The 20686-nt window shown below is 39.9% G+C and carries 21 protein-coding genes; 11 read left to right on the forward strand and 10 right to left on the reverse strand.

From position 1 onward, the window contains the following. Window positions 1-65: 65 nt before the first annotated feature. Window positions 66-371 carry a hypothetical protein gene (locus tag ACWATR_RS00980; protein ID WP_181930072.1) on the forward strand — a complete coding sequence of 102 codons (306 nt, stop codon included), beginning with the start codon at window positions 66-68 and terminating at the stop codon, window positions 369-371. A 326-nt stretch (window positions 372-697) separates the two neighbouring features. Here ACWATR_RS00980 and ACWATR_RS00985 read toward each other — a convergent pair whose 3' ends face one another. The 3 genes from ACWATR_RS00985 to ACWATR_RS00995 form a co-directional block, all read right to left on the reverse strand. After that, window positions 698-2101: a hypothetical protein gene (locus ACWATR_RS00985; RefSeq protein WP_460328636.1), complete on the reverse strand. Its 1404-nt coding sequence runs from the start codon at window positions 2099-2101 to the stop codon at window positions 698-700. A gap of 332 nt (window positions 2102-2433) precedes the next feature. Beyond that, window positions 2434-2799 carry a DOPA 4,5-dioxygenase family protein gene (locus ACWATR_RS00990; protein ID WP_460328638.1) on the reverse strand — a complete coding sequence of 122 codons (366 nt, stop codon included), beginning with the start codon at window positions 2797-2799 and terminating at the stop codon, window positions 2434-2436. Window positions 2800-3052: 253 nt separating this feature from the next. Then, on the reverse strand, window positions 3053-3589 hold the full coding sequence (locus ACWATR_RS00995) for a universal stress protein (protein WP_069068131.1): 537 nt from the start codon (window positions 3587-3589) through the stop codon (window positions 3053-3055). A 468-nt stretch (window positions 3590-4057) separates the two neighbouring features. On the opposite strand from ACWATR_RS00995, the gene ACWATR_RS01000 reads away from it, so the two are divergent. Both ACWATR_RS01000 and ACWATR_RS01005 read left to right on the forward strand, forming a co-directional pair. Further along, the gene (locus ACWATR_RS01000) at window positions 4058-4687 is read left to right on the forward strand and encodes a YybH family protein (protein WP_460328640.1); all 630 of its coding nucleotides are present in this window, start codon (window positions 4058-4060) and stop codon (window positions 4685-4687) included. A gap of 23 nt (window positions 4688-4710) precedes the next feature. Continuing rightward, window positions 4711-6015, forward strand: coding sequence for a glycosyltransferase family 2 protein (locus ACWATR_RS01005; RefSeq protein WP_460328642.1), 1305 nt, complete (start codon window positions 4711-4713; stop codon window positions 6013-6015). A gap of 88 nt (window positions 6016-6103) precedes the next feature. Here ACWATR_RS01005 and ACWATR_RS01010 read toward each other — a convergent pair whose 3' ends face one another. Beyond that, window positions 6104-6946 carry a methyltransferase domain-containing protein gene (locus ACWATR_RS01010; protein ID WP_460328644.1) on the reverse strand — a complete coding sequence of 281 codons (843 nt, stop codon included), beginning with the start codon at window positions 6944-6946 and terminating at the stop codon, window positions 6104-6106. 151 nt (window positions 6947-7097) lie between these two features. Here ACWATR_RS01010 and ACWATR_RS01015 point away from each other — a divergent pair, with 151 nt between their 5' ends. Both ACWATR_RS01015 and ACWATR_RS01020 read left to right on the forward strand, forming a co-directional pair. Beyond that, window positions 7098-8432, forward strand: coding sequence for a TrkH family potassium uptake protein (locus tag ACWATR_RS01015; protein ID WP_460328646.1), 1335 nt, complete (start codon window positions 7098-7100; stop codon window positions 8430-8432). A 177-nt stretch (window positions 8433-8609) separates the two neighbouring features. Then, on the forward strand, window positions 8610-9305 hold the full coding sequence (locus ACWATR_RS01020) for a potassium channel family protein (protein WP_069068136.1): 696 nt from the start codon (window positions 8610-8612) through the stop codon (window positions 9303-9305). A gap of 107 nt (window positions 9306-9412) precedes the next feature. Here the strand turns inward: ACWATR_RS01020 and ACWATR_RS01025 are convergent, their stop codons facing one another. The 3 genes from ACWATR_RS01025 to queA all read right to left on the reverse strand — a co-directional run bounded on the left by ACWATR_RS01025 (window position 9413) and on the right by queA (window position 12732). After that, window positions 9413-10564, reverse strand: coding sequence for a tetratricopeptide repeat protein (locus ACWATR_RS01025; protein ID WP_460340112.1), 1152 nt, complete (start codon window positions 10562-10564; stop codon window positions 9413-9415). A gap of 184 nt (window positions 10565-10748) precedes the next feature. Beyond that, window positions 10749-11369, reverse strand: coding sequence for a serine O-acetyltransferase (locus tag ACWATR_RS01030; RefSeq protein WP_460328649.1), 621 nt, complete (start codon window positions 11367-11369; stop codon window positions 10749-10751). A 172-nt stretch (window positions 11370-11541) separates the two neighbouring features. Beyond that, window positions 11542-12732: a tRNA preQ1(34) S-adenosylmethionine ribosyltransferase-isomerase QueA gene (gene queA, locus ACWATR_RS01035; RefSeq protein WP_460340115.1), complete on the reverse strand. Its 1191-nt coding sequence runs from the start codon at window positions 12730-12732 to the stop codon at window positions 11542-11544. A 245-nt stretch (window positions 12733-12977) separates the two neighbouring features. Here queA and ACWATR_RS01040 point away from each other — a divergent pair, with 245 nt between their 5' ends. After that, the gene (locus ACWATR_RS01040; RefSeq protein WP_069068139.1) at window positions 12978-13367 is read left to right on the forward strand and encodes a hypothetical protein; all 390 of its coding nucleotides are present in this window, start codon (window positions 12978-12980) and stop codon (window positions 13365-13367) included. Window positions 13368-13437: 70 nt separating this feature from the next. Here ACWATR_RS01040 and ACWATR_RS01045 read toward each other — a convergent pair whose 3' ends face one another. Next, complete coding sequence (locus ACWATR_RS01045) at window positions 13438-14040, reverse strand: YraN family protein (RefSeq protein WP_460328652.1); 603 nt, start codon at window positions 14038-14040, stop codon at window positions 13438-13440. A gap of 14 nt (window positions 14041-14054) precedes the next feature. On the opposite strand from ACWATR_RS01045, the gene ACWATR_RS01050 reads away from it, so the two are divergent. After that, entirely contained in the window at window positions 14055-14660 is a 606-nt protein-coding gene (locus tag ACWATR_RS01050) for a pentapeptide repeat-containing protein (protein WP_460328654.1), read from the forward strand. A 116-nt stretch (window positions 14661-14776) separates the two neighbouring features. On the opposite strand, the gene ACWATR_RS01055 is transcribed toward ACWATR_RS01050, so the two are convergent. Further along, window positions 14777-15154 carry a hypothetical protein gene (locus ACWATR_RS01055; protein WP_460328657.1) on the reverse strand — a complete coding sequence of 126 codons (378 nt, stop codon included), beginning with the start codon at window positions 15152-15154 and terminating at the stop codon, window positions 14777-14779. 163 nt (window positions 15155-15317) lie between these two features. Here ACWATR_RS01055 and ACWATR_RS01060 point away from each other — a divergent pair, with 163 nt between their 5' ends. The 4 genes from ACWATR_RS01060 (at window position 15318) to ACWATR_RS01075 (ending at window position 20214) form a co-directional block, all read left to right on the forward strand. Beyond that, window positions 15318-16097 (forward strand): Uma2 family endonuclease, encoded by a 780-nt coding sequence (locus ACWATR_RS01060; RefSeq protein ID WP_460328659.1) that lies wholly within the window; start codon window positions 15318-15320, stop codon window positions 16095-16097. A 92-nt stretch (window positions 16098-16189) separates the two neighbouring features. Then, window positions 16190-16318, forward strand: coding sequence for a hypothetical protein (locus tag ACWATR_RS01065; RefSeq protein ID WP_460328661.1), 129 nt, complete (start codon window positions 16190-16192; stop codon window positions 16316-16318). A gap of 37 nt (window positions 16319-16355) precedes the next feature. Further along, window positions 16356-17366, forward strand: coding sequence for a hypothetical protein (locus ACWATR_RS01070; protein ID WP_460328664.1), 1011 nt, complete (start codon window positions 16356-16358; stop codon window positions 17364-17366). Window positions 17367-17397: 31 nt separating this feature from the next. Beyond that, entirely contained in the window at window positions 17398-20214 is a 2817-nt protein-coding gene (locus ACWATR_RS01075; protein ID WP_460328666.1) for a dynamin family protein, read from the forward strand. Here ACWATR_RS01075 and ACWATR_RS01080 read toward each other — a convergent pair. Next, window positions 20166-20600: a hypothetical protein gene (locus tag ACWATR_RS01080; RefSeq protein ID WP_460328668.1), complete on the reverse strand. Its 435-nt coding sequence runs from the start codon at window positions 20598-20600 to the stop codon at window positions 20166-20168. The two genes, ACWATR_RS01075 and ACWATR_RS01080, sit on opposite strands and share 49 nt — an antisense overlap. Window positions 20601-20686: the final 86 nt, after the last annotated feature.

Genomic DNA, 20686 nt, shown 5'->3' on the forward strand with positions numbered 1-20686 from the left:
GACTTTTGAACTGTTATTCCTATTTTCCAATTTTTTTAAGTGCCTTCTCTTCAATCAGAACAGGTATGAACTTAAGTTTTAGTTTTTTAAATAAATTATCTTTGGTTAGCTTTCCAGCTAATCCATTAAAACAAAAGAATAAAATCCATGATTATAGCCAACAAGTTTGGGGAAGCGACTACGTATTTGAGCGCCTCAATGAAGGAATGATCGGGTACATGACTGGAGTCGGGAAAGGTATTAAACCCTGCGATCGCATTATTTTACGAGAAGGTTGTGAATCTTATCAATATCAAGTTGAAGAAGTTGATTACTACTCCGATCCGTCTGATATGTGGATAGCTTTGCTCAAACAAATACCGATTGACTAAATATTAAGATCAACTAGTACAGCACGGCGGAAATAAACCACCTATTCCCAATCAACAAAACCCTTACGCTGTCTTCATTTTTAATTTTTAATTTTTAATTTTTAATTCCGCCTTGCGGTACTAGTTACTTTAATTCCAGAAGTGAAAACTCTTCTTCTCTTGCTAGATAATGAGAGAAGTTAGTTATCTATTTCAACGTGAGTTCGACAAGTCTTATTTGACCTCTCCCCCAACCCTTCTCCGACACGGAGAGGGGAGCAAAAGGCTGAATTTTTAGTTGCTCCTCCCTTTCCGTATCGGAGAGGGAGAGGTTCATCGAACTCACGTTATTTTAAATTGATCAATAAATGAGCTATTAAAGTATTCCTTTCGTAGGATAGCAAGTAAAGATGCAAAAGATTTGGGTTATTTTTATCAAGGTGCATTACTGAACCATCAACCGCTACGTGGTGATGATCTATCCAACGCTCCTGTGAATCTACTAAAAAACTAAAGTAGGGACTGACATCTGGATGATTTTTTGTTAATTCATCATAGCTTTGATAAAAAGGAGGTATCCCAATTCCCATTGGCATATATAAGCCGTTAGGATACTCTTGTACAGTCAATTGAGGGAGTGTTTTGAGATTAACCCCACTAATGAATAATCTATTTTGTTCACTAGTCTTAGTATCTGTGAACAGTAACTCAATTTCCTGTAAATTTTGTTCAACACCAATCGGTTTAATGTTCCTTAAAATAGCTTTATCAAATTTGCCTATTCTCCAGTATTGATTTCCCCAAGGCTTATTTTGATCATAAAATCCTGGTGGTCGAAAACTTGCAAATTTAATTTCCTTGTTAGCGTCGTAAAAATCTCCCCATTTTGTGACATTAGTCGCTAGCGTAGTTCTAACTTTTCTACCTTGTTCTCCCGATACAATTATCCTTTCATCTAGGGGAAACTGAGTAGCGACTTCTTTTTCATCAATTATATTTCTCAGAAGATTAGTCTTTAATGTTGTGCCACTTGGGTCTTGCCAGTGTTCTAATTTCCACCAATGCTTCCAATAGGAAATATTATTAATTTTTTCAAAAATATTTTTGTAATGTCCCATCGGAAAGGTAAACCAGCTTTGATAATAAAGGGATTTGTTACCATCCTCTTTAGTGAAAAGCAAAATTTCCCAAAATCCGGCATTTAAGCAATTATTCGCCAAAGCGACCTCTACGAGGTTTTGCTTTTCAAAACCATCTCCTCCAACAATTTCCAGATTTTTTGAATTAGCGGGAAAACTAATCTGTTGTCTATTCCACTCCCGGTCTGTAAAAGCAATTATTTCTAAACCTTGATCTTTTTTAACCCATTCGGGTGCTTTCGGGACTAATAGCTCTAAATCAACATTTTTTATAATTATTTGTGCCGTTTTGTTGTCTGTTGGCTCAATCACAAAATCGAAATGCGTATCATCTCTCTTAATAATTGTTAATTTTCTCTGAGAATATCTTTGAAAGTTTTTGCCTAAAGGTGCGGGATTAACTGGATAATCGACATTCGATAATTCTTGTAGCTTGACACTCATCTTGTCATCAAATTTATATCTGGACTTAAACCAGAAACCACCTATTCCCAGCAAACCAAGGCATAAAATAAGGGTACTAAATAAAATTTGTTTCTTCGTAACTCTAAAATTAGCTTTGCCAAATCGGGAAATGCCTGCAATTTTTTCCTTCGCAGAATTATTTTTCATTAGACAAATTTATTTTTATCAGAATGCTGCTTAATAGCATACTGTTCCATGCAACTGATTCCTTATTTTTCAGGGGAAAGGTCACATTATTAAACAATTACGTGGAATGAAGGGGTTTAATGCTCATTTCCTGCTGATGCGGAAGGCTACGTCTCTCTTAGAACGAAAATTGCTCCTCTTGGGGTTTCGCCAAGAGGAGCAATTTTTTGCGCTTAAGTTTCAATCAGAGTCTAAGCTCGACCTTATTCATTTTTCCTTTCTTGCGATCGCATAAATAATTAAAGGTTTGTAGTGGGGGCTTTAGTCATCATAATTAAAGTAGGCTACTTCCCTTAATTGGATAAAGTAGAACTAGGCTGTCGAAGAAACTCAAGATTCAAATCTAGCTTTTTTCCTAACCATAGGGAATGCTCGGCGTGGTCTGCTACAGCATCGCCTGTTTCAGGGTGGACTAGAATATCCAATCCCTCACGATTGAGCATTAACCAAGGAACGACTTTATCAAACTGATTTGGTAAAAAAGCAACTTGATACATTCCTTGTGGGTGCGGCCCGATGGGCTTGTCAAACCAGCGTCCAAGTTGCACGTCAAATCTAGCACTCAATCCTTCCCGTACACGCGCAGCTACATCCCGACTTTCGGTATCAAAGTAAACGTGAGCATGAAAACCAGCGATCTCGATAGTATCTTCTTTCATAGATCCACTTTTCGCTCTCAACTCTAATTTTCGGTAGCGGACTTCTCACTGAAAAAGCGATGTCTACGACGGGCTACGCCTACGCTTAATTTTAGCCCAATACCGTACAGTTAAGGATTAGTTGTTGAGATTGACTCTACAGAGATCATCTATTTAAGTAAATTCTGGGTAGATGAGAATAAACCAAATTCAGAATTTAGCTGGCTAAGATTTATTTTTTAATTCTGCATTATTCTTCAAGCAATCTTAGTAGTTAGTTAATGCTTAAATTGCTTGTAGTTTCTTGGACAACTTCATCTTTTTTAGGAGTAACTGAAAGATGCACAATATGTACTGAACAAGGAGCATGGTGAAGGACGTAGTTACTCACACTACCGAGAAATAGTTCCATCAGTCCAGAATGACCCCGACGCCCCATAACAATTAAGTCAGCGCCATAAGTACGGGCTAAGTCACAAATAATCCGACCAGGATTACCAACATTTTGTGTAAATTCCGTAGTTACACCTGCTGTATTAGATTGAACACAAAAAGATTGCAACATTTGGATTCCTTGATTTTTAAAGGTATCCCACTGTTTTTGATATACCTCAAAGCTTTGATGGCTCAATCCCGGATAGTAGTCAAAATTAGACAGCATAGGCCCGTAAGGACTACCCTCTTCTTCGGGAGATAGGACATGCAATAGCATTAAGCTAGCTTGTGTTAACTTTGCTAAACTCAATGCTTCCTCAAAAACCCGTTGCCCCATTTCTGAGCGATCTAATGCAACTAAAATCTTTTTAAACATCATATAGACCTCCGATTTCATTGGTTATTGGTCTTTACGGTTTCGGGTTTCCAGATGTTGGATTGTCAAAAATGACCAAACCCTCAACTATGTTTAGCAACTTTTGAATTTTAAATTTCTTAAAAGTTTTCGCCCCACATTTATATTTGTAGCAAAACAATTTGAGGAACTTGTGAGGAAAGCAGGGTTTCCCCTTTTACTAATACTGCGTGTAGTCTGCATCACCTGTATTAACCATGCGCTCTCTTTTATTAAAGTTACCACTCTTGTCTGTAGAAATGACATTTGCCATGTACTATATCTTTCCAGCGCTTCCCAAAGAACGTAGCTTCTCTAGCTGACTTTGGGGGTATTGGAGAAAAGCAAGATTATTGTATTTCTTTATGTCCTATAAAATGAAGTGCGGAATGTGGGTAGTAACATTAAAAAAATTATCATTAAGCGTCACTTAATCTACAGGTTTTTTATATGATCAAACAGAAATGGGCAAGCATAAACAAATGCACTCAGCTACTTTGGAGTGTTTTGTTAATGTTAGTAATTTGGAATCTACCCCAATATGCCCTGGCAGATGTAAATCCACAGGAGATAGATGCAATTATTCGCACACGGGATATTGCGCTGCAAGCCCTAAACACTCGCGATTTTGCCAAAATCGAGCCTTACTTGCATCCAAACTTCACCATAACAACAGTTGATAACCAGATTTTTCACAAAGTTCCTGAGTTTGAAAAGTACTGGAATCAGCAGTTTTCCAGTTCCATTAAAGATATAAAAATGCAACTGAAGGGAGATAGTCTCAGAACATTTCTCACTCCAGAGATAGATGTTGCCTCTGGAGAGGCGATCGCATCTTTCTCTTTCAAAGATGGCAACGCGGCTGATATGGCGTTGCGATGGACAGCAGTGCTACAAAAACTTCAAGATAAATGGACAATTCAATCGCTGCATTTTTCCTCCAATCTGCTGAATAATCCGGTATTGAATTCTGCTCAACAATTGGGGCGGATTCTAGCAGTTGCAGCAGGGGTGGGCGGTTTTATTTTGGGAGTAGTGACGATGCTACTATTACGTCGCAGGACTAAGCAAAAAACCTAAACCGAAAAGATATAGCAAATAAAGTGGGAAAAAACACTGATCAGCCCAGTAAAAATATTAGCTTTCATCGCCGTCTCAAAGCAACCATAATAGTTTTATTGGTCTGGGGTGGCGTGAGTTTGCTGCACTGGCTACCAGAAACACAATGGTTGATGCTGGGATTAACGGCAATCCTGACTGTGCAAACATTACGAATGCTGCTAGCAAAACCAGCTGCGGCGGTGATGGAGAGTGAAATTTATTTACCGCCAGTCTCGATTTTAGTTCCGGCTAAAAATGAAAGTCTAGTCTTGACTGATCTAGTTTACAGCTTATATCAATTGAATTATCCAAGCGATCGCTTAGATATCTGGGTCGTTGATGACGGCAGTACCGATGAAACCCCCCAGGTTTTGAGGGAATTACAAACTCAATTTCCAGCTTTACAAGTTCATCGACGGGAATCAAAAGGTGGTAAATCAGGGGCATTGAATGCGGTTTTTCCCTTTGCAAGAGGGGAAATTATCCTAGTTTGTGATGCGGATGCTCAGTTACCTATTAATTTTCTCCGGCAAACAGTACCTCTATTTCAGAAGCAAGGTATCGGTGCAGTGCAAGTGCGAAAAGCAATTTCTAATGCTAATACCAACTTTTTAACGCGTTGTCAGCAGATGGAAATGAATTGTGATAGCTTTCTGCAAACCCATCGCATTGCTATTGGTGGAATGTCTGAACTGCGCGGTAATGGAATGTTAGTTAGTCGGGAATTGTTAGAAAAGTGTCAAGGTTGGAATGAGAACACTGTCACCGATGATTTGGATCTTTGCTTCAAACTCTATTTAGCAGGTGCGGAAATCGAGTTTGTTACAGTTCCATCAATTCAGGAAGAAGGTGTAACTACTTGGGAAAAACTTTGGAATCAACGCTGTCGTTGGGCTGAAGGTGGCTATCAGCGTTACCTGGATTATTTTCCGCAAATTCTTACTTTAGGTTGGGCAAAAGAAATTGATTTGTTATTGTTTTTTCTATTGCAATTTATTCTGCCAATTGGACTAATCCCCGATTTACTTTGGACTATATTTTATAACCATCGTCCAGTTCTTTTTCCCCTCCAGACAATACTCAGCATCATTCTGACGGTTGCTTTTATTGCTGGAATTTACCAATTTCAACGTTTACGAGGATGGTCTTTGCTTTGGGCAACAATTCAAGGGTCATTATACATGGTGCATTGGATTCCTGTGATGATTGTCGCAACTTTAAAGATGTGTGTGCAAAAGGAGCGATCGCACTGGGTGAAAACTGAGCATCATGGTGGAAATTCTTACAGTGATTCTAACAACTATTGACACTCTACCGCCCTTTTAGGGTGAGGATTCTTGGTTCAACGAGTCGCGGCAGGAAAAAGAGGGCAGTTTTCCCTCTTTTTCCTACCTTCTACTTATTGCCGCAAAATAAGCCAAACCGAACTAACCCGCGTTCATAACCGCGACGCATTAACCCCAGCGATAACGCCCCTTGAATAGTAGTCCAACCGGCATTTAGTAAGCCCCAAAGCGCTTGGGGAGTGAATGCCGAATCAATGACTACATTCCAAAAGGGGGCGACAGCCTGCGACCAATCGGCGGTGCGAATATTGTTTAATGGAAGTTGAAGTGCGATCGCTTCGTACTCTGGTAAAGAAATTACATAAGGCAAACAATACACCCGATAAATATCCTGCAAATGCTTTTCCTCATCTGCCGTCAGTGGTAACTTATCAGTCGCTCGATGACACCAAGTCACCATAATTAACTTGCCACCAGGTTTCAACACCCGATAGCACTCCTGGAGAAACTTAGTTTTATCTGGCATGTGTTCACCGCTTTCCAGTGACCAAACCAAGTCAAAAGAATCGTCAGCAAAAGGCATTGCTTGAGCATTGGCTACCTGAAACTGAGTTCTTAGACTCAAATTTGCTTCCATTGCGCGTTCCGTTGCTCTCGCCGCTTGCACAGGACTCAAAGTAATCCCTGTAGCCTTAGCATTAAACTTTTCTGCCAGGTATAAAGAACTGCCGCCAATGCCACAACCCACATCCAGGATGTTTTCTGCTGCTTGTACCCCTGCCCAATTGAGCAATTCTTCGATTAAATCAATTTGAGCTTGACGACGGTCTTTTTTCTGGCTGCCATCAGCGCCATAGTAGCCGTGGTGCATGTGTTCGCCCCAAATCTGTTCCCACAGACCAGAGGAAGCATCGTAGAACTGCTGGATTTGCTGGTAAAGTGTTGCACTCATGAAAAAAGTAGTATTGAGACGAAGTAGAATTCAAAAAAAACATACAGGTAGGCTACCATGTATGTTTTTAATTAAATAAGATGTTTTTGTTTCCAGAGAGGGTGACCCGGTTTATCTTCCCTGGAAAAAATTTTATAAATTTTACCTTAATATGACTGTTGCTCGCACAATTTGTTTGGGGTTTCTGGCTGTCATCGCTGTCGGTACTATCCTCTTGATGATGCCTTTCTCAACTAGCAATGGTACATGGGATAACCTGATTGTGGCACTATTCACCTCGACATCCGCAGTTTGTGTCACAGGTTTATCAGTAGTTGATCCTGGTACTCATTTTTCCTTTTGGGGTCAGTTATTTATTGCGCTATTAGCTCAGATTGGCGGGTTGGGCTACATGACAACTACCACATTTCTGATTTTGCTCATTGGTCGTAAATTTGATATGCGGCAAAAAATTGCTATTCAACAAGCTTTAGATCGACCGGGAATGAGTGGTAGCTCCCAAGTTATCCGTTCAATTATTGCCACAACTTTAATTTTTGAAATTACAGGCGTATTCTTACTTATACCAGCTTTTGTTCCAAAATATGGCTGGAGTCAAGGACTTTGGTTAGCAATTTTTCATAGCATTAATGCTTGGAACAATGCTGGCTTTAGTTTGTTTAAAGATAACTTAATTGGCTATCAGTCATCCTTCTTAGTAGTCTTCACCGTCACCATGTTGATTATCTTTGGGGGGATTGGCTATCAGGTAATTATGGAAATGTATCTTTGGTTGCGCGATCGCATCCTCAGAAAAAATCATAATCAGATATTTTCCTTAGATTTCAAAGTTGCAACTAGCACCACTATTATATTATTAGTAATAGGGTTAGTGGCCTTTTTCTGTATAGAGATTAGAAACCCTGAAACATTTGGCTCTCTAAACTTTCGTGACCAAATATTAGTAGCTTGGTTTCAATCAGTTACTCCCAGAACTGCCGGTTTTAACACCATCGATATTAGCAAAATGACTACCGCTGGACTATTCATTACGATTGCACTGATGTTTATTGGTGCAAGTCCAGGTGGTACAGGAGGAGGAATGAAAACAACAACTCTGAGAGTCTTGACCAGTTGCACTAAAGCAATTCTCCAGGGAAAGGAAGACGTTTTGTTATACGATCGCAAAATAGCAATAAATTTAATTTTGAAAGCTGTGGGTGTGTTGGTGGGTTCAGTGGCAACCGTGATTTTAGCCACCATTTTAATTAGCCTTACAGATCCAAGATTGGATTTTATTCAAATTTTGTTTGAAGTGGTATCAGCCTTCGCTACCGTGGGGCTTTCTACAGGTATTACAGCAAGTATCTCCACAGCCGCAAAGCTCATATTAATTCTCACTATGTACGTTGGAAGAGTAGGTGTTTTACTACTAATGTCCGCTGTATTAGGAGATCCTCGCCCTACCAGAATTCACTATCCTGAAGAAAATTTACTAGTGGGATAGTTAGGAAGAGGAAGTAGGGAATGGGAGAGAATAATTCTTGACTAATGACTTAATGATTAATGACTAATCACGAAACTGATAAAATATACATTGGAAGGCAAAAAATAAAATTTTTAATTCAAACAGTATAAGCGTTTTTTGCCCTAAATACAGGGAGCCATAATAAGGATAACAAAGGTGAATCTTTCATCATTAAGTTTTTTTCGCAGTTTACGTAAAGATAACCACCAATTTGCTGTAATTGGGTTAGGTCGTTTTGGTCGATCTGTCTGTTCCACCCTGCACAATTTTGGTTATCAAGTGCTGGCAACAGATATTGATGAAAAACGAGTTTCAGAAGCATTAACCGAGGGAATAGTTGGTCATGCTTTACAACTAGACTCTACAGAACCGGCTGCACTTAAAGAAGCCGGCATTTTTGAATTTGATACTGTGATTATAGCGATAGGTAACTACGTTCAGGAAAGCATCATAACTACCCTAAATGTGAAAGAGGCTGGTGTTCCCCATGTAGTTGCCAAAGCTTCTAGTGAAGTTCACCGTAAACTTTTGCGGCGAGTAGGTGCAGATCATGTTGTTTTTCCTGAGTATGAAGCAGGTTGTGCCCTAGCGCGTACTCTTACCAAACCAGCAATCTTAGATCGGTTTGACCTCGACCCAGATAACAGTATTGTAGAGTTGATTGTGCCTGATGAATTTCACGGCAGAACAATCACCGAGTTGCAACTTCGTAATCGCTACGGTTTAAATTTGCTAGCAGTAAGTCAGGATGGTAAATTTCAAATTAATCCTGACCCTACTAAGCGTTTAGAACGTGGTTCAGCAATGGTCGTTATTGGTTGCAATAAAGATATCAATCGTTTGCCGATTTAAAAAAAAGTTAGAGATCATTCAATTTTAGATTTTAGATTTTAGATTTTTCCTTCAATCTAAAATTGGCAGAGTTAGAGATTATTAATTTATTCCTAACTCTGACTTTTTTATTGTCCAGGACTCGTTGAAGTAGATTGTGGCTCAACTGAGACAGGGACATCGCCAGGGTTGACTGGCGTTTCTGGTTGATTCGGCGTCTTTGGCTCAGGTGTTTGTACTACATTACTTGTAGAATCTGAACTCTGAGCAGGAGTAGCTGTTTGACTGGCTTGAGGTTGCTGTTGTCCAGCCTTCTGGGCAATTTGCTGCATTAGCTGCTCAATTTTCTCAACTTGTTCAATATTGCCTTGCTGACGATATTCGTTATGAGCGCGTTTCAAGACTCCACTAGCTTTCTTGATGTCGCCCTGATTATATAAAGTGACTCCTAAGTTATAGTAAGCTGAGGCATTTTTAGGATTTTGGCGAATAGCTTGCCGATAAACAGAAATAGCCTCTGAAGCTTGGCCGTGGATTGCCAGTAAACTTGCCATGTTGTTGTAGGCTGTGGCATTTTTAGGATCTAGTTGCAAGGCTTGGCGATAAGTGGCGATCGCAAGCTCTGTTTGACCTTGTTGTTGCAAGGCGATCGCTAAGTTAAAATAAGCATTGGCATTGCTGCTATCTAGATTGATTGCTTGTTGATATGCTGCGATCGCTTCTTGTAGTTGTCCTTGTTCATAAAGCACCAAACCCAGATTATATAACGTTGCTACCCTTGTGGAATCTATTACAAGGCTCTGGCGATAAGCCGTAATCGCTGCATCTTTTTCTCCTTGTCGGTGCAACACTAACCCTAAATTGTAATAAGCTTCACTCAAATTGGGATTAATTCTAATCGCCTCTGTATATTCTTGTAAAGCTATATCCAGGCGATTTTGCTCCATGAATATATTACCCAGATAATTTCGCGCGGCCCCAAGGCTAGGATCTCGCTGTAACGCTTGGCGAAAGGCATATTCCGCACCCTGTAAATCTTTGCGATTATAGCGCGTCACTCCCTGCTGAAAAAAGCTAGCTGCTTGGAGATCCTGAGAAATTGCGGTTTCTGCCAGCAGCTTGCTTCCTGGAAAATTAGTAATTGTTGGTGCACCCAAAACCAAAAATGCAGAGGAAGCAAACAGAAATCTGAGTACTGGCTTTTGCTGAACAGGGCTTCGGTGAAATGTCACCTTAAATAACCAGTTAAACCATTGATGAGGTTGACATTTTTTAGACATGAGTGGCATAGCTGTACTTATGCTTATATGTTTATAAGTCAGAGTACCCACCACAGCATAAAAAATTACAAATCAAAAAATTAATAATTTCTGACACTGGGAGCATTCCACTTTTGTGAAAACATCCCTGTCATTATTCCGGAGTATTGGACAGATTTTATAATCTGGTAATCAACAAATAAATTCAAACCAACAGCTCTTTTACTTTCACGCCATCTCTCTTGATTACATAGGCTGGAACACCGACAACAACACAATTATTAGGAACATCTTTGACTACGACTGCATTCGCTCCTACTGTGACATTATCATTGATAATTATCTTACCAATCAATTTTGCTCCTGCATTTATCGTTACATTGTTGCCAATTGTTGGACGCTTATTTTCACTGCTATATCCTATCGTAACCTGTTGATTAATCCAGCAATTATCACCAATACTTTCTGCTGAAACTATAGTACTAAATCCATGTTGAATAAATAGCCCAGAACCAATATTTTCGCAATATAAAAATAGGCTTGGGCATCCTTTATAAAAAAACTTGATAATATGCATAAATATCAATCCAATAAAGTTCCCTTTCTTAATTCTGTAATAGTAAAGAGTTCTAAATTCTGGATATTTATAAAGCAAATATAGCAAGTTAAGCCAGTCAAAACTATCATTTAGATGAACAATCTTTGCCCATCGTCTTACATCCACAAGAATTACTTCTTTATTTGTACTAACCATAAACGGTATGAGCATTGGAGCATTCATTATCTGGATGAAAGTTTTGACCAATTTAATGGCGAAATCACGCATAAAATTACTCGGATTGGATGTTGTAATTCTCTAAAAAAATAAAATTTGCTGAAGTTCAGTCACTTCAAGCTAACATGACGTATGATATACCAAAATTGGTAATTTCATTTTCCTTTTGGATCAAAGTTTATAGCTTTTCGTGACATTTGAAACTTCAGCAAACCTCTTGCCCTTATGCCTGGCTAAGGACTCTTACGGCTTCCGGTAAAATTAGCATGGCATCACCAAAGGAATAGAAGCGATACTTTGAAGCGATCGCTTCAGAGTATATATTTAATAACCGTTGTCTGCCAATTAGGGCACTTACCAACATCAGCAAACTGGAACGCGGTAAGTGAAAATTGGTAATCAAACCATCCACCACTCGCCATTGGTAGCCGGGATAGATAAACAAATCTGTTTTCCCGCAAAATGGTTGTAAATTCCCAGATTGAGCCGCCCCTTCTAAAGCCCTGACTGCCGTTGTTCCCACAGCAATAATCCGACCGCCAGCTGCTTTAGTGGCGCGAATTTGCTCTACTGTGGCGGCGGGAACTTCAATCCATTCTTCATGCATTTGATGGGTAGTTACATCCTCCACTTCCACAGGGCGGAATGTGCCTACACCAACGTGCAGCGTTACAAAAGCTTGATTGATATTGTGATCGCGCAACTTTTCTAATAATTCTGGGGTAAAGTGTAATCCTGCCGTCGGTGCTGCGATCGCTCCTGGCTGTTTGGCATAAACTGTCTGATACTGTCCGTCAGCAGCTTCTGAAGCTGTGATGTATGGTGGTAGCGGGATTTCACCAAACACCTCTAACAGTTGCACCAAAGACTTTCCTTCTGGCACATCAAATTGCAACAAACGCCCCCCAGTTGCTACGTCTGTTTCTAAAACCGTAGCAGTTAGCTGGGGACTGGGGACTGGGTAGGAATCTTCCTGATCCCTAATTCCTAATTGCCTTGGTTCAAAAATAATCTTAGCTCCCTGTTTGAAGCTTTTTCCTGGCTTAACTAAAGCTAACCAACAGTTATGCTGCCGTTCTTCCAACAACAACACCTGGATTTTAGCACCAGTAGATTTATGACCATAAAGCCGCGCTGGAATGACTCTTGTATTGTTCATAACCAACAAATCACCAGAGCGCAGCAGTGCAGGCAAATCATGGAAAATGTGGTGTAGGGGTGCTGTTTCGATGCCTGTAGTAGAAGAATTAACTACCAGCAATCGCGAACTATCTCTAGGAACTGCTGGGTTTTGGGCAATGAATTCTGGAGGTAGTTCGTAGTCATAGCCAGCTACCGAGCAATCTAATTCCAAATCTTTTGCTTGTGGGCGAGAGGTATCTTTCAAATTGGCTTGTACTAGTTTTTGCTTTATCTAGTATTTATACTCTCTTAAAAAAGCTAGTTTTAGCTTTCCCTTCTAAAGGAACTTTAAGGCATTTTCGCTCAGTTTTGTCGCTAGGCTATAAGATTGTTACTATTAAGTAACACGGAAAAATTAACATAAAAATTGGGTAAACCTCCCCATCTAAAAACGGGGGCTTTTACCCTACCGGGAACAGGCACTGATTGACGAATATAGATATGTAGGATTGGCTTTGATCCCAAGCACCAACAAACATGGAATACTTGTACTATCTGGCAAATGCCAGTCTAACCCTGAGGGTCGTTCAACACCTCCACGCTAGACCCCAGACACCAGTTTCGTTCGTCACCGTAATTCATCAAATTGATGGCTGGGTGGTTAGGATCAAACTCAGAGGTCAAGTCTCGCCCCAAGAAGATGGCGACTTTCGGGCTTTTCTAAACGAATTAGGAATTAGCTATGAACCGCCAATGAGGGTGCAAATGGCACTTTGGAGTTTGGAAGCGGGACAGTGCCCTGTGGACGTAATGCGTCGCTATCAGGTAGCGATCGTTTCTCATGGTAGTCCAGAGAGAGACGAAATCGAGGCCTTCCGGCAACAGTTTGTCCGGGGCTTAGGCTACTGCCCAGAAACCTTGGCGTGACACTATTTGGTTGTAACGCCACTACAAAATTATTGGTCATTGGTAATGAAGATATCTTATCCATTACCGATTAACCATTATCACTTGAAGAGTCGAAAGCTGCTGGAATGTATTCTTGCAGCTTAAACTTATATCCGTCTACTGATGAAGTAGCTAGAGCTTCCTGGCTTGCTGTAACCCCAGTCAGATTTTTTGATATTCTTTGACAGTAGACAATAGCAACATCAAATCTACAAGAATAATCTGCCTTCTCAGGATACTGGGCTAAAAATATTCCAGCTGTACGCCAAATTTTTGCTTGCTTTTGTGTAGTGATTGCACTTCTTCCCCCAGCATCCCAACTACCTGAACTGCGGGTTTTGACTTCAACAAATGCCAATAATGAGTGCTGAGTGCTGTTGCGTTGAGACAGTGCTGAGTGAGGAGTTAGGAGTGAGGAGTTAGGAATTAGGAATTCTTCGCCTGTTCCTCTGCTCTCCTGCTCCCCTGCTCCCCTGCTCCTCTTCTGTTCGCTAGTTGCTGCATGATATTCAGCAATAATATCAATTTCTCCCCAGCGGCTAGAAAAGCGACGATGCAGAATTATCCAACCTGTAGATTGCAACCATTGGGCTACTAGGTCTTCTCCTAAATGACCAATATCTGGATAATGGGATGGAGGAAGGTTAGCCATTGACTAAAAATATCATGAATTCTACGAATTCTAGGTTAAGCGATGCCTGCGGCGGTCTACGCCTACGCACAGCGGATTCTAAACTCGACTCATCCCCAACAAAGTTAGGGTTGAAACATAAAACAGACCATCGAATTTGGGCAAGCATACTCAGCTTATTCCTCTGGGGAATGATTGTCATCACTGCAACGGTCGGTTTTGCTCCAACAGCTTTGGCACTCGAATATAATAAAGAAATTTTGGTTGAGGCTGATTTCTCAGGACGTGATTTAACAGACTCCAGCTTTACCAAAGCTAATCTTCGCCAGAGCAACTTCAGCCACGCTAATTTGAACGGTGTCAGTTTCTTTGCAGCAAATTTAGAATCTGCGAATTTGGAGGGTTCTGACTTGAGGAATGCCACTTTAGATTCGGCTCGTTTAGTCAGAGCAAATTTGACAAATGCACTGTTGGAGGGTGCTTTTGCTGCTAATGCCAGATTTGACGGTGCAATCATTGATGGGGCAGATTTTACTGATACGCTGCTGCGTTCCGATGAGCAAAAAAAATTGTGCAAACTTGCCAAAGGAACTAATCCCATTACAGGACGAGATACGCGTGACACGTTGTTTTGTCCTTAGTTGTATATTGATTGGGAATGGGGCATTGGGCATTGCGCATGGGTATTTAGTGATTAAGTTTCTTCTCTATTCCCTATTCCCTATTACCCATTCCCTACTTGTAAAATATTTAGCACCTACCAACCACCTGCACCAATCTTTTGACAAACAATTTGCATTCCTTTGCCTGGTGAAGAATTAGCTACAAAAGGTATTTCTCCTTTTTCCTGATCTTCTTGAAGTAGTTGTCCATCCAACCCATAAATGGCAATGCGATTAAGAAAAAGCCGCGATTCTTTGCACGAAGCATCGAACGTAGTCTCAAAGATACCATCTCCATAGATACCGTAAAGCTTGTATGTAGTGCCCTTAATAGTTTTTGTATCCAGAGCTACACTGTTTCCTAATTTATCATGTCCTACAGTGAGATATCTTTGTGCATCTTGAGCGATCGCACTACCATTACTCAATAAAATAGCGATCGCTCCCACCATCCCGCCTATCTTAAAATACATACGCTTTAAAAATATAAGATTTCATATATTTCTATCCGCAATCAAAGTGGTTCTAGCAGGGTAGAAGTACTGAAATCAAGACGGAGCAGAGTGTTATACTACTTCCTAACACCTTATGGGAAGCGTAAAGCATTAAATAAATAGCTGCAATACTTCTTAAAGCATGAGTGAAAGACTTGCTGATCTTGCCATCCCGCCCCAGTTTCCCGATCACACTCAACTACCAGAGTCTGATGGTACGTTTGTGAAAAATTTTCAAGAGCATCCTCAAACCGTCATTTTGACAGACTCAATTGCTCAAGTTTTGCAAAGCCTACATCCAGATGGACAGTATTGCATTGGTCAAGATTGTGGTATTTATTGGCGAGAGACTGAACCACCAGAAAAAGGAGCAGCAGCACCGGACTGGTTTTATGTCCCTGGTGTACCATCAAGGCTAGATGGCAAAAACCGCCGCTCCTATGTTTTATGGCGGGAATACATACCGCCATTGATTGCTATAGAACTAGCTAGTGGTAATGGCGATGAAGAACGAGATATCACTCCTTTACCTCTAGCTGGTAGTCGGGAAGGCGCAAAACCAGGTAAATTCTGGGTATATGAGCGAATAATCCGAATTCCCTACTATGCTATTTATGAAATTAGTAATGACAAACTGGAAGTTTATCACCTGGTAGATTTTTCTTACCACAAAATGCAACCTAATGAGCGAGGCCACTACCCAATTCCTCCTTTAGGAGTAGAACTAGGGTTATGGCAGGGAAGCTACTTGAATAATCCTGAGCAATTTTGGTTACGCTGGTGGGATTTAGAAGGAAATCTGTTACTGATTGGTCAAGAAGAAGCCGAGTTGCAAAGGCAAAGAGCCGAGCAAGCAGAACGAAAGGCTGCACAATTAGCAGAACGGCTCAGGGCAATGGGTATCGACCCAGACGTAGAGTAATTTTTAGCTATCGTAAGCCAAAAAATTTAGTAATCACGGGCAAAAGCTGATCACAGACTTCAACTAGCTTTTCATTAGTAGGCAAATCAGTGATGTCTACGACGGGCTACGCCAACGCACCTTTCAATAAATTGAGGGCTATTTTTGCTATCTTCTGCATTATTCCATCTTTTGGGTTTGGCAGTCGGGCGATCGCATCTGTGTTCAAATGGGAACCATAAAAAAATAAGCTAATAATCACACTAGATTGGTCTACCCATGTCTGACGAACAAGAGCGTAATTCCGCTTTTAACGCTGCTGCCAACATTAACGTTCAACACGCCCAATTACAGGATTTATCCTTAAGTGCAGCCCGTAGATTATATAAAGGTGGGATTCGATCTGGCGATCCGATCAGAACCAGAGTACAAGCCCAAGAAATGTTAGATAAAATCCCTCCATCTCAAAGAGCAGGGATTGATGGCAAATCGGCTGATGTTAATACCCAAAAATACCTATCAGATAAGCACGCTAGTCATATCAAACCGCATAGCAAAGGCGGCTCAAATGATCCCAAAAATATCAAGTGGGAAAACGCCAAAGATAATTTAGCCCGTGGCGATAAACCCATGACTTCGCAGGAGCAAATGAGACTAGATGCTAAATGGCATTTTGATAACCTAACAGGTGCAGTCAAAGCAGGAGTTAAAGCCGCGCCCCTTGGAGCAGTCATTGGTGTAGCGACGACAGCACCATTTTCGTTACTAACCAACGCGTTGCGCGTAGTTCGGGGTGAAATTTCTGCACAAGAAGCCGCTATAGAAACATTGAAAGATACCGTAAAAGGCGGCACAGTTGGGGGCGTGACAGCGTTTGTAACCACAACATTAGCAGCAGCTTGTCCACCAATTGCGATCGCTTTAACCGCAGCAGCACCAGTTTTAGCTGTTGTTGGAACTGCGGGTATGGTTTACGAGTTTTTCAAAATCCTCGATGACCATAAACAAACGGTGAAAATCTATTATGAATCTTTAACTCAACAAGAATTAGAAAGATTACAAGCAATTGAGAACGAACTAATTTATGAACACCAGAAAAATCTAGAGTTTTTGGTTGAAGCGGAAGCAATTAATCAAGAAATTACAAATCGCCCAATTGCACCGGGGATAGAAGGGGCTATGCAACGTTTACGTGAATCAGTCGCTATTGCTCAGTCTCTAGGATTAACATCAGCAGATAGTAAGTTGCTTGGTAGTTCTCAACTGCCTCATCTTTTCACAGAACAATAGGAATTAAATTTTAGAGGATTACATAGTTTTTATGCTTCCTTTTATTTTCGGCGCTCTTGGATTAGCTGTTGGAGCAGTTGTTGGTGCTTTTACTACTCATGCTGTTGGGGAAAGTGATAGACAAGCTGCTAAACATCATAGGACTGTTGCAAATGAACTAGCTGATAAATATACAAACTTGGAGCAAAAATACTATGAACTAGCTGATGAAACAGAAATACAGATTATTCATTTAACTCACCAGCACGCTTTAGATGAAGTTGAAAAAGATTGTTTGCGTTTAGCAGTTAGATTACAGCATAGTCTTATTTCTCTGATGTGGGATATTGATAGAGATCCAACAGAAGCGGCTTTGAAGGCATTTGTCAACGCAGTAGAACTTACAAATAATGTTCTCTGCAAAATAAAGGAAGAGTTAATTTGTGTACCCAGTGACTATTATGCACGTAATTTTATAGCTGCTGAACAAAGCAAAATAATTTGGGAGCCAGTAGATGTTTCAAATCAGTCAAATATAAACGAGGAGGGAATTACAATGAAATTAGAAGCTAAAAGTATGTCTGAACAAGAATTTCAAGAAACCTATAACAGAATTCGTGATACTGGCGATCAACTTTTAAAGTACTTGAAAGAACTTCGGGCTGGAAGATTCAAAGAAGGAGATAGTACCCAAGGATTACAGAGCGTTGAAGATAATCTTACCAAAGCTTTAAAAGCCTTAGTAGAGCAAAAATATCAGGTTGCCGTAATTGCAGCAATGAAAGCAGGTAAGAGTACCTTCTTGAATGCCATAATTGGTGCAGATGTCTTAGCAAGCGAATCAGAAGCTTGCACAGTTTGTCGGACAGATATCCGTCCAATTGATGTTGGACAAACACCCAGGCTTTTAGAATATCAAGCAGGTAAACGAGAACCTATAGTTTTAATAGAAGGTGAAGCAAGCGAAATTCGGCAAAGATTTTTAGAGCGTACCCATGAGATTCGAGCTAAATCTAATCAAGATAATACTACACGCTTTGAATTAGAACATCCCATTGAAGCGATTAGTACAATGCCATCACTGAAAGGTTTCACATTAGTTGATACTCCTGGCCCCAATGAGTGGGAATCTGCCTCGTTTAACACCACTTCTTTAAAGCAGACTGCTTTAGAAGCTCTCCGAACTTGTGATGCCATATTATTCATTCTGGATTACACATCGTTTAGGGACAACACGAACTCAGAATTGCTTAAAGACTTAATTGAGAAGCGTAAAGAATTTTTAGCAGAGAATACAGGTAAGATTTACTTTATTCTTAATAAAGTAGATAGAAAAGCAGACAGAGATAGACCTGTCGCAGATGTTATAGAATCTTTAAGAATAGATTTAATTGAATTTGGTATACCTGAACCAAGAATTGATTCAGTTAGTGGATGGCAAGGGTTGTTATCCAAGCTTATTCAACAAGGTAAGGCAACTGATAGTCATATTAAAGACTTTAAACATTTTTTTAGTGCTAAATATGCCCAAATAGATGAAAAAGGAAGGGATGTCATTCCCTTACCAGAAGAAATTGCACCACAAGCTTTAAATGAGAGTGGTATTCCGATAATTCAAGAGACAGTAATTCAAACTATTACTCAAAATTCAGGATTGAATTTATTGAGTGATGTTTTAAATGAATTGAACAAAGCAGCCAAAGCTATTGATGAGACATTTATTACAGATATCGGATGCTGGCAGTTAGAGGTTGAGGAACTGCAACAAAAAGTAGAAGAGTACAAAAAACATTCTGATTCAGCCCAATATCAGGTGAATAGTGTAAAAAAGTCCGTAGAAGCACAAAAGCAAACATTAATCACTACGTTCAGCCAAGGGATTAATAAATTTGCCGAAACTGCTAAAAAACGCATAGAATCAGAAATTGATAGAGTGGCTGAAAATCAATCTAAAAAGGTTTTAAATGACAAAAATAATCAAAATCTTCTCACATATATATGGGATAATTTCAGTTCTTTGTTTGAAGACTCTTCCACTTCTGATCCCTATAAAATCAAGGTTAAAAATAAAAACGATGCTGAGAAAATTGGTAAAACCATTAATGAGTATTGCACTCCTATAATACAAAATTTTTGGTTAGATACTCAGGACACATTAGTTAGAGAGGCAAGAATAATTCGTGAAGGTTTAGTTCAAAAAATTAAACAAGAAATACAGCCTATTTCTGATGAACTATCTGAGTCTATTAAAATTGATTTGCAAGTAGAAATAGGTAATAATCCAATTCAATTTCCTGAGTTTGAATTTTCTGGGATTGATGCTAAAATTCAACATCAGCAAGAAGTATTTATTAGAAGCAAGAAAGAATCAAGGACGAATAGCCAATGCTGTCAATCAGATGAAGTCTACAAAGTAGATGTTTCGTATGAGGAAACAGTATTTTACTATGAAATTGATTTACGACTGACTTCTCAAGGAATCCAGCAAAATATTGATTTACAAGTAGAGAGAAACCTAAAGTTGCTTCAGCGTGTTATTGAACAACAAGTATCAGATGATTTTCGTAAAGCCGAGAAGCAAATCAATGACTACATCAATAGGTTTAAACATGAATTTGACTCTTTACTTAAGCAACGGCAAAGAAGGGAAGTAGAAGCTTATGAGGTTATTGATACTCTCGAAAGTCAAAGAATTAAAGTGAGTGAATATCTTAGTGAATTAGTGTCTATTCAAGAAATTATTGATAGTTGGAAACCAAGGAATCGAGAGAATTCATTAGTGGGACTTAGCCAAAAAACACCCAGAGAAAAGCCTCGAATCTATAGACCACAGACAGAGACAGACTTTGACATCGTTGTGCTTGGTTGATTGACAAGAAATTCTAGGCACTCCTCTAGGTCGTCTCCATGCCAAGTACCAGCAAATTTGAGCAAGTCTTGACCTGTAGAACCTCGTCGGATCACAGATTGAGAACGATCGCCACGTTGTTTTATTTCAGCGATCTTAGCAGCAAAATCTTCAGGTGGTTCTGCTAGAGTCTCATTCTCCAGAAGAGAATCGGGGGGAATGTGTGCTTGCTCTAAAGATGCCAGAATCGAAGCTCCAGTGGAAGGTGATTTGGTCGCTTCTGATGGAGATGGAACTGTTCTCTGAAAACTAAGAAATGCTAGATATTGCTCAACCTGAGTTAGTTGGTCATCTGAAAGTTGAGCAATTTGTTGTTGAAGTTGACGGCGGCGCTCAAGCGTAGTCATCGGACACCTCTCAGAAACTACTGAACTTTCATTTTACTTGATTGATACAGTAGGAACGGTTTTGACGATCGCACTATAAAAGTCAC

This window comes from Nostoc sp. UIC 10890 (assembly GCF_054786515.1).